The sequence below is a fragment of the Allocoleopsis sp. genome, assembly GCF_036703385.1.
GTDB lineage: Bacteria > Cyanobacteriota > Cyanobacteriia > Cyanobacteriales > Coleofasciculaceae > Allocoleopsis.
In genome coordinates this window covers 1-10,942 of sequence record NZ_DATNPA010000203.1, presented here as the reverse complement: position 1 = coordinate 10,942, position 10,942 = coordinate 1, and the positions used below count along the sequence as shown (strand labels likewise).

Annotated in this window: 4 protein-coding genes; 1 reads left to right on the top strand and 3 read right to left on the bottom strand. The window is 44.9% G+C overall.

The features are described from left to right. Window positions 1-2,254, top strand: a 2,254-nt coding sequence (locus tag V6C93_RS10180; protein WP_333476547.1) for a GumC family protein, incomplete at its 5' end; no start/stop codon positions are given. Between the two features lie 68 nt (window positions 2,255-2,322). On the opposite strand, the gene V6C93_RS10175 is transcribed toward V6C93_RS10180, so the two are convergent. The 3 genes from V6C93_RS10175 to V6C93_RS10165 form a co-directional block, all read right to left on the bottom strand. Then, window positions 2,323-4,041: a PAS domain S-box protein gene (locus V6C93_RS10175; RefSeq protein ID WP_333476546.1), complete on the bottom strand. Its 1,719-nt coding sequence runs from the start codon at window positions 4,039-4,041 to the stop codon at window positions 2,323-2,325. A 215-nt stretch (window positions 4,042-4,256) separates the two neighbouring features. Then, window positions 4,257-5,768: a protein kinase domain-containing protein gene (locus V6C93_RS10170; protein ID WP_333476545.1), complete on the bottom strand. Its 1,512-nt coding sequence runs from the start codon at window positions 5,766-5,768 to the stop codon at window positions 4,257-4,259. A gap of 272 nt (window positions 5,769-6,040) precedes the next feature. Further along, window positions 6,041-10,942, bottom strand: a 4,902-nt coding sequence (locus V6C93_RS10165; protein WP_333476544.1) for a response regulator, incomplete at its 5' end; no start/stop codon positions are given.

Genomic DNA, 10,942 nt, shown 5'->3' with positions numbered 1-10,942 from the left:
AGGGGGAAATTTACCAGAGCTTAGGTCTCGCAGTGATATCCAAGAGCTGGAAGCAGGGGATGGCAATACCCTGGATTTGGCTTGGCTGTTTGCTGTAGTGCGTCGTAGAGCCCCGATCACGGCGGCGGCAGCAATCATACTGGCGGGGATCTCAGGCGGATACATTATTTGGCAAGCCAGAAAGATTCCACCTACCTTCAAAGGTTCCTTTAGTGTTTTAGTCGAGCCAATCACGGCAGAAGGTAGGTTGGCTAAATTATCCTTATCGGCTCAAACCGGCGTCAACACGGGTGCGGCAGACGTTTCCCGACTGGGAATCGAAAACTCCGATTTGATGGACTATGAAACTCAAATCCGGGTATTGAGAAGTCCCAAGTTGATGGAGCCAATCATTAAAGAGCTGCAAGTTCGGTATCCAGACGTCTCTTACAACTCACTCATGGAGCAGCTGGAAATTGTACGAGTCAGTTATGAAAAAGATGGAAAACAGCAAGGCACCAAGATTTTAAATATTAGTTATTTCGATAGAGATGCCAATAAAATTAAATATATCCTAGAGCAGCTGGCAAAAATATATTTGAATTATAGTGTTGATGAGCGCGTAAACAGCTTGCGCCAAGGGGTTCAATATATTGATGACCAACTGCCAGATCTTCAGAAGCGAGTGGATAACCTCCAGGGACAACTGCAAAAACTTCGGCAGCAATATACACTCAATGAGCCAGAAGCAACAGGGAAATCCCTGACTGAACAAGCGCAGAATCTTAAGTCACAGCGTATTGATATTCAAGCCCAACTGGCGCAGGCGAAAGCGGCTTTTTCAACTCGACAAAGACAGCTGATTAGAGGGGAGACAACTTCGGTTCTGACTAGTGAAACCAATCAAGTTGGTGCTTACGAGAGACTGATCGGAGAGCTTCAAAAAGTTGAAGCGGACATAGCGCTTCAGTCCGCTCGGTTTCGAGAAGATAGTCCAACGATTGTAGATTTACGGGAAAAGCAGCGAAATTTACGAGCCGTCTTGGCTCAAGAAGCGCAGAAGAGTCTTGATAATGTGGCGAGCAAAATCAGAGAATTAGAGGCTCGCGATCGCTCCTTGGCAGAAGCTGAAAGCCAAATTAATGAAAAAATTAAAGTATTTCCTGCTGTTATCCGTCAGTACACCGATCTCCAGCGGGAATTACAAGTGGCAACAGACAGCCTCAAGCAATTCTTAGAGAAACGAGAAACCTTACAGTTAGATGCGTCCCAACGAAAAACGCCTTGGCAGATCATTGCTGCCCCAGAAATGCCGCGTGACAAGTTTGGGAAGCCAATTCCTGCTTCTGCGAAAAAAACAAAGCGCCAGTTAGCGATCGCAGGCGTGTTAAGTCTGCTCATGGGAGTTGGAATCGGTTTTGTCGTGGAGATTCTGCACACGGTATTCCATACGCCTGAGGAAATCAAAGCGGCAACCAGGCTGCGGCTGTTGGGAGTAATTCCCTTCGCGAGAAAACTTAAAAAACTGGATGGGAAAACTCCCAAACTCGCTCCAGCGTTTATGGAGGAAGTTAGTTCCCATGCCTTACTCCCCTTGGCAGCGCAGGCTCATGATCAGCGCTCTGCGGCCTTCCAAGAGGCATTCCGCTCCCTGTATACCAATATTCGCCTCCTCAGCGCCCGCTCTCCCATTCATTCATTAGTGATTGGTTCTGCTGTTCCGGGAGATGGCAAGTCTACCGTTGCCATTCACTTGGCACAGACTGCCGCTTCCATAGGTCAGCGCGTTTTGCTGATTGATGCCGATCTCCGTCGTCCTCAGCTTCATGTCCGCTTAGGTTTACCAAACGAGCAGGGACTCAGTGATGTGATCACAACAGACTTGAGTTTGAATGATGCGATCGTGCGATCGTCTGTTGAGGAAAACCTCTTTGTCCTCACTGCTGGCCAGCCAACCTCTGACTCCATCAAACTCCTCTCTTCGGCAAAGATGCAGTATCTGATGGAGCAATTTCAAGCCTTTTTTGATTTGGTCATCTACGATACCCCGCCCTTGTTAGGTCTGGCAGACGGCAATATCCTAGCCGCAAATACAGATGGTATTGTTCTCGTGGTTGGACTTCAGAAGACAGACCGTTCTTTACTCACCAAGTCCTTAGATGGCTTAAAAATCTCCGGAGCTTCGGTGTTGGGTGTCGTTGCCAATGGCATCAAAGGATACATGCCTGACTCTTACATGTCCTATCACCGACAATATCAAACGATCGAACGTTAGAGGCTCCTGACTCCTATTTTCAAGCTAAGCTTATTGTCGATGGGGCTTGAACTGGAGAAATTGGAGAGTTAGGGTGCCCTATCCACCTGAAAACCGCTTTCGCCTAAAGGGAAGGGTCGAATCTTCGCTTCTTGTGATCGCGATCGCTCAAGATAGATTTGAGCCACCGTATCCCTTGGGTTAAGACTCAATACAGCTTCAAACCGTTGTTTCGCTTTCTTGAAAGCCTGCTGATAGTAGAAAAACAACCCCTCCTCAAAGAAAGCTTTTGTGGCTAACTTGCGTTGTTTAAGTTCCAACTCATCCCCATCAAACACTTCAAACACTGCTACCGCTTTTGATTTTCCCTTAACTGTAGTCTTTTCAATAAAGCGGATACAGTACTCCATTGGATTTTGCAAACGCGCCAACGTCTGCTGAGAGATTAACAGCGACACCCCATACTTTTTTGTGACACCTTCCAGGCGAGAAGCTAAGTTGACATCATCACTAATCACCGTGCCATCCATCCGATTTTTTCCCCCAACTGTCCCCAGCATTAAAGAACCGGTATTGATGCCAATGCCGATAGAGATTGGAACGTAACCTTTGTTAACGCGCTGTTGATTATACTCGGCGAGACGTTGCAGCATAGCAATTCCAGCATTCACCGCCTCATCCGCACTCCCACTAAACAGCGCCATAATCGCATCACCAATGTATTTATCAATAAAACCTTGATTTTCGATAATCGCGGGTTCCATACGCGAGAGATAGGCATTGATAAATTGGAAATTCTCTTGAGGCGTCATGCTTTCAGACAGGGTGGTAAAGTCGCGAATATCGGAAAATAGTACCGACATTTCCTGCTGAACTTGGTCGCCTAATTGGACATCAACTAGGCTTTTTTTATTTAAAAGCTGTAAGAATTGACGCGGGACAAAGCGTGAGAAGGCCTGGTTGAGTTGAAACAGTTCGTTGGTAAACTTTATCCGCTCAGCTTCAGCTTGTTTACGAGAGGTGATATCTTCAACAAAACCCTGATAGTAGAGTGGTACTCCATTCGCATCATAAATAGTACGGGCATTCTCACTAATCCAGATGATACCGCCATCTTTGCGACAGACCATTGACTCAAAGTTGGATACAGCGCCCTGCTGCTTGATTAAAGTAATGAACTCTCCACGACGTTGTGAATCGACGTAAAGTTGATGCTGGATGTTGGAGAGAGTCGCGATTAACTCTTCGGGAGAGTCGTAGCCGTAAATTTGCGCGAAGGCGGAATTAGCACTAATATAATGCCCGTCGAGGGTGGCCTGAAAGATGCCTTCAATAGAATTTTCAAAGATGCTGCGATACTTCTGTTCTGCCTTGAGGAGCTGAGTGTTTTGTTCTGTCAGTTTTTTGTTTTGAAAATAACTGTTTACGGCTTCTTTTACCGTCAAATTTAGGTCTTCCGCCTGCCAAGGTTTGGAAATATAACGATATAAATTGGCATACTTAATTGCCCGACCTACCGCTTCCAAATCAGCTTGTCCTGTTAGCATAATTTTAATGGTCTTTGGAGAGATGAGATGAACGTACTTTAACAACTCATCTCCCTTCATATCCGGCATAATATAATCCGAAATAATTAAGGGTACTTCATGGCCTTCTTCTAGCAATTCGGTAATGAACTCTACGGCTTCTTCCCCAGCTTCCGCAATTTCAATCTGATACTCATTGCCGAGCGCCTTTTTCAGTTCAACTTTAAGGCTCTTGAGTACAGTCTTCTCATCATCAACGCAGACAATCACTGGTTTAGCCATTAGCCATCCGCTACAAAATTTGCTAATACATCGGTTATTTCTGTTAGCCGTTAGACTTTTTCTAAAGCCGATTTAACAGTTTTTACTAGTTCTGGTTCCGACCAATGTTTATAAACAGCAATGGAGGCCAGCCTGAATTTGCTATCAGCAACTCGGCGTAATTTAATTTCGCTGTTGGGATCTAAATAAATTTAAAAACCATACAACTTTGCCACTTACTTCTGTTTGAGTACCACCAACGTAATATCATCAAAAACCTTCTGTTCACCGATATGCCGCCGCACATCTTCTATTACCGCTTGTCTGATTCCTTGTGCTGTGCGATCGCAGTTACGCCGGACGACTTCACATAACCGCTCTATTCTGTATTGCTTGCGCTCCATGTCGAAGGCTTCTGTAATTCCATCGGTGTATAACACCACTATATCTCCTGGATTAAGTTGCACTTGTTCAGATGCGATGAAATCAGCAATCTCCTCTTCCAACCCAATGGGAAAGCCGAGATTTATCGTATCAATCCGCTCTAGTTCACCGCTAGCACGCACCACAATCAATTCTTCATGTTGACCGCTCAAAGTCAAATTTCTGTCAGCGTAGTCAAGTACAGCAAGCGTCAGGTTCTTATAAGAATTCATTCGCTCAACATTGCGATAAATCGTGCGGTTGAGAATATCCAGAAATTTCACCGGATCGGTCTGGTTACTTTCCTGTAAGGTTCTGATGGCGGTTTGCGTCATCAGCATCAACATGCCACTTGACGCTACGCGAACAAATGCTGCCAGTAAGGTAGAAACTTCCGCCTTGCGTCCATAGAGTTTTTGGGGAATTTGAAACTTGTCAGAAAGATCACTCTTACCGAGGGGAAAGGAAGATATATTTCCTGTTGTCTGTAACTGCTTAAGACAATTCTCAAAATCGGCTTTTAGTCCCCAGGCACTTTGGTATCTTTCCTCCGCCGTTTTCGCCATCAGTTTTATCACAATGTCTGAAAGGAATAGAGGAATCTGTGGTAAAAGCTGATGAGGTGACACTGGCACTTTAGCGATGTGACAATGCACCAACTCCAGGGCATCATCGGTTGCAAAAGGCAACTGTCCCGTTAGCAGTTCGTAGAAGGTGATACCGAGGGAGTAAAAATCCGTGCGATAATCTAGTGTTCGGTTCATCCGTCCCGTTTGCTCCGGTGACATATAGGCTAAAGTGCCTTCCAAGACATTGGGATTTTTTAGCGTCGGATTTTCGCGGGTTAGTACCGTAGAAATGCCAAAATCGATGATTTTGAGAATCCCTGTTTCTGGGTTAAAGACGATGTTGGCGGGGTTGATATCTTTGTGGATGACATTGTTGCTGTGAATATTGCCCAAACTCTGAGCCGCTTTGATGGCAATGCTCAGAAATTCTGGTAGGGGTAGTGCCCCCGTGCCTCTCCCCATACGTTCATCTATCAATTGCCTTAAGGATGACGCGCCAAAATCCTCAAGGATAATGACCAAAGTTCTCTGATAGGCTTCTAATCCATACGCTTTAACCACCCCATCTATGTTCAGATTGCGGGTAATTTCATATTCCTGTTTATAGCGGGTGAGTTCCGATGGTGTGGGATAGTCTTCCTTGAGTACCTTGAGGATAACAGGTTGGTTGTCTTGGAGCCGAATGCCTCGATAAACGAGGGAGTTAGCACTTTCGTAGATTTGAGTAAGAATTTGGTAGCCGCAAATGGTATTCATAAATACTGAAAAATAAATGGCTGGTCTTGCCAAGGCTCTCGCTGGAGACTTAACCTGCCATTATCTTATCTTTACGTCTTATTCATCTGCGCTAAGAAGCAGAATTCTCCTCAGCAACTAGGTGTAATTTAATTTCGCTGTTGGGACTTAAATAAATTTCAATACCAAACAACTAAAATATTGTCTTGCTTGTGCATTGATAATGGCTAATTGTTCATTATTCATTTTTTTAAGATTTATCGTATCTTTCTATTATCCATTACCATTACCTATTACCCATTACCCATTTGTTGAATTAAGGCCATAATTTGGGAATATTGAAACTCATTTGCCAATGTCGCCAGCGTGTCAGATAGAGTGGGATTGTAGCTACGAATTTTCTCGATATAGCTGTCAATCTCTTCCATATCACATAACCTGGCAGCTTGTGACAAATTAGTCAACAACTCGATAGGCACAGCAGCCAAAGCTTCTTTTGTGAGAACATTTTGGATATCTGTCTTGGCTGGAGTTGAATCCGTTGGTTCATCGTAGATATAACGCACTCCAATATGTTTGTGCATCATCTCAAAGATATCTGCTTCTCGGAATGGCTTACGCAAAAAGTCATCACACCCAGCAGAGAGTACTACTGCTCGTTCCTCTTCAAAGGCACTGGCCGTCAGGGCGATAATGGCAGTAGCTTGTCCTTTAGTAGTCGCTTTAATTTGTTTGGTTGCTTCATACCCATCCATCACGGGCATCCGCATATCCATCCAGATTAAGTGCGGTTCCCAACAGTCCCAGAGTGCGATCGCATCTTTCCCATTGCTAGCTTCTCTCAGCTCAAAACCAAGGGGATTCAACAATTTAATCAGCAGTTGGCGATTATCATACCTGTCATCTACAATCAGAATACGATAACGAGGTCGGCTGGGTTCGTTCGCGCAGCGTTGCGTAGCAAGGGCAATGACTCGGCGCGTCGGTTTTTTGGCTTCGATGTCAGTGGCATCAACAACGCCGACTTTAATATCAAATTTGAAGGTAGTGCCACGCCCCACAACAGAATTGACAGTCATTTCACCGCCCATCAGTTGAACGAATTTGCGCGTTATGGGTAATCCTAAACCGGTTCCCTCCTGTGCTTGTTTGCCAGTTTGGGTTTGTATAAAGGCTTCAAAGATGCTATCTATCTCTTCTGGAGCAATACCTGCGCCCGTGTCTTCCACTTCAAAGATGATGGTTATTGGTTGCTGATTATTGGTTGTTTGTGTTTCAGCTTGACTTTTGACTGTTGTACGGGCGGGTTTGGCTTGCGACGTAGTTGACAACGTTGTTGGGAAGCCGTCATTAAACCCGCCGCTACTACTTTTGACTTTTAAAGACACCCCGCCCTCGGAGGTAAATTTAATGGCGTTATTTAGCAGATTAATCAAGATTTGACGTAACTTAACTTCATCAGTGCGGACATAGCGGGGGACATCGGGGGCGCGATTGCGCGCAGCGCAGCGCCAAGGGCGATCGCACACCAATTGCAATCCTTTATCATCCGCCTTCAACTTGAACATATCTTCTATGTCGCAAAGCAGGCGATAGAAATCGAAGTTGTTCTCGTTGAGAGTGGTGCGTCCAGCTTCAATTTTGGATAAGTCTAATACTTGGTTAATCAGCGTGAGCAGGTGTTCCCCACTGCGGGTGATAATACCAACATTGTCAACATGTTCCTTCGGAAGAGTTTGGCTGCGTGTCATTAGTTGGGAAAAGCCGAGAATGGCATTGAGGGGACTACGCAATTCGTGGCTCATGTTGGCAAGGAAGGTGCTTTTAGCTTGATTTGCTACTTCCGCCTTTTCTTTGGCAATAGCTAATTCGGCGGTGCGTTCCTCCACTTTGGTTTCTAGGGTGCGGTTGGACTCGGCTAAATCGTTATAAAGCCGCGCATTTTCTATGGAGATAGCAGCAGATGAGGAGAGGACTTTTAAGACTTCTAATCGATCGGGTGTAAAAGCTCCAGTTGTCAGATTATTTTCCAGGTAAACAATACTGGTGAGTTTGCCTTGATTGAGCAGAGGTACGCACAAGATAGATTTGGGCTGATGCTGTTTGATGTAAGGGTCATTAGTAAAGTTTCCCTCGCTTGTGGCATCATTCAAGACGACACTTTCCTGGGTACGGGCAACATAATTGATGATGGTTGGTGAAACTCCCTGACTGCTTTCAATGGGGATTGACTGCAACACGGTGATGCGATCAGAATCTGCTGCACCTGACGCTTCAATCAGCAGTTTCCCAGAAATTTCTAAAATCAGGTAGCCAACTTGCGCTCCGGCATTCTCGATGAGAATCTTCATCAAGGACGCGAGTAACTTATCAAGCACAATTTCACTCGAAATCGCAAGGCTAGCTTTCATTACGGTGGCTAGATCCAAAGCTGCACCTGACTGAGAGCCAGTTGTGGTAGTGTTATTTGTCGTGCGAGTGGAAGTAATACTTTGACGTGATGATTTAGTCAGTAATTGTGGGTATTTTGTTTCTAAATCCTCGACCTTTGCTTTAGCTCCCCAGCGAGTGTAGGCGTAATGGGCTTCACTCATGTAAGTTCGGGCAATTATCTGTTTGTCCCAACCCAGGTAAAATTTGGCAGCAAGTTCGTAAGCTAGAGCTTCTTCGTTAATGTATTCATTCTCTTTAGCTCCGGCAATGGCTTTGTCGTAATAGTCCATTGCCTCCATATATTGACCCAAAACCCGATAGCGCTCTGCCTCCACTAGATAAAACTTATGCAGGTGATTCATCGGGGCATGATGCGCCCACTTTTGCATCTTTTCCTGATTAGCTCGTACTTTGTCGAAAATGCCCTTTTGCTCAGGTGCGGCTGCATCAGCATATACTGCCAGCTGAGCCAAAGAATCATAGAAATGGAATAGAGGAACATGTAGCATCCCCATTAATCCGTCTAAATACTGATTTGCTAGTGTGGCATTTTCGACAGCTTGAGGGTACGCCTCAAAAAGATAACAGAGAATGAGCTTATTAATATATATACTGCCAATACCGAATCGCTCGTTTGCTAGCAGGTGTTGCTGCACCATAGTCTCCTCGTTATATGCCTCACCAATTAAAAGACATGGAGCTTCGGATTGACCTAACAAGTTTAATACAGTTTGCCGATATATTTTTATGTAATTCAATGAGACTTTTTGTTCGACTTGCTCCATAAAATAACAGTAATTCGTCATTTCATGCTCAAGAGAAATCAGTTCCTTGCCAAGGAAATATGAATGGTGACAGTACCTGGATGCACAAAAGGCAGCATATACTAAATCTCCAGTTTCTACTCCAGTAGAAGAGCCTTCCAGCAAAGATTTCAAGGTAGTCCTAATATGCTCCTTCCAATGCCTGACAAAAGCGTTGAATGAGAAAAATATTTTAGCTTTGAATCCTTTAGCATCGAACCGTGACAATACATTGAAAGACAGTTGACCAAATTGATAGCCCGCTTCAATGTCTCCTACGACACTGCACAGAACTACTGCGTAACCGGCATAGGAACAAGCAGATACGGGAGAATTGCCATATTTAACTGATATATTAATTTGTTGCAACAAAATTAGTATGAACAGTGTAGGAGCGGCTTGATAAGCGGCAGCAGTTACACCCATGAGAAGCTTCATACTTGCACGCTTGTAGCGATCGGTCATTTCTGGTAGGTTAATTAAGTCCGAGGGTTGCTTCCCAGTCAAATGTGACGCAGTTTCTGAGAGTGCTAGTTGAACATCAGACATACTAGGCTTTTCGGGAAATTCTATCCCCATTAGCTCTAACGCTTGTAGCCCAATTTTGACCGCTTCGAGTTGTTTGGATTGCGCTATACAGGTTTGAATTTTTACCTCATAGACTTTCACTTTGTCGATAAGAGTTTTTGCCAGTTGTAGGACGACTTCTGCCCGTAACTGCATCTGCTCAAAGTCGCCATTGAGGTATGCCGCCTCTACTGTTTCTTGATACAGAGCTAAAGTTAGGTCATAGGAACTGTGCCAACTATCTGCACTTAGAAGTTTAAGTCCCGTATTAAAATACTCAAGTGCTGCCTCATGAGCCGTTGCTGCTTTCGCTTTCTGACCCGCCATCAAATTGAGTTTTGCGATTTCATCTCGCTCTTCTTGATGGATATGTAGGGGCAGTGTCCCCGTGCCTGTCCCTACACCAAGATTGAGATGATCGACGATTTCAAATATCTCGTCTATTAACGATGATGGTGCAATATTTTGCAACAGCATCCGGCCAATTTGTAAGTGAACCGCTGTTTTTTGCGCCTCATCAATCAAGGCATAAGCGGCTTCCTGTACTCGGTCATGCAGGAATTTATAATTTTGAATTAACAGTTGTTCATCTAACTCAGATATCGGCAAAATTAACCCTGACTGAAGTGCCGGAGTTAGTTCAAAGGAAATTTGGTGGGGTGATTGTTCACTAATGATAGAAAGGGTGTTTAAGTCGAAAGATGCACCCACACAAGCTGCCAAGCGTAAAACCTGCTGAGTGATTGGAGGCAGTTTCTTGACTTTGCTAATCATCAACTCCACCACATTATCAGTGATGCCCAAGGCTTCAATGTTGGAAATATCCCACTGCCAGAACCCCCCCCTAACCCTCCCTTGGTAAGAGGGGAAATTGAGCGATTCTTCTTCTTTTACTCCCCTCTTTGAGATCCCCCTCCCTGCCCCCTTATCCCCAGAGGGGGCCCCGAGTTCCCCCTTAAAAAGGGGGAAGCCAGATGTTGCTTGCGCTTTTTGTTGTCCGGGGGCTGGGGGGGTTAGGGATGATTGAGGACGGTTAAACGTAAGTAAATTTTCAGCGTGCAGAGTTTTCAGAAATTCATTGACAAAGAAAGGATTCCCCTCAGTTTTCTTCACTATAAGGGATGCCAAGGGTTTTACTGATGCGATGTCACTGTGCAAGGTATCGGCAATCAGTTGCGCGATCGGCTCGCTATGTAAAGGTGCTAAGGTAATACAGTTGACAGTTGCTCCTTCCTTGCGGATGCTATCAAGGGTGATCATTAAAGGATGGGCAGAGTTGACCTCGTTATCGCGATACGCCCCAATCAAAAATAAACCCCCCTCAGTCCCCCCTGCGAGGGGGGAAGATAAGGAAGGACTTTTGTTAGTTGTATCAGCATCGGTCATCATCAG

Bases quoted from the DNA above. Each gene is read 5' to 3' on its own strand.
- V6C93_RS10170 (WP_333476545.1), bottom strand. From the start codon at position 5,768: ATGAATACCATTTGCGGCTACCAAATTCTTACTCAAATCTACGAAAGT.
- V6C93_RS10175 (WP_333476546.1), bottom strand. From the start codon at position 4,041: ATGGCTAAACCAGTGATTGTCTGCGTTGATGATGAGAAGACTGTACTC.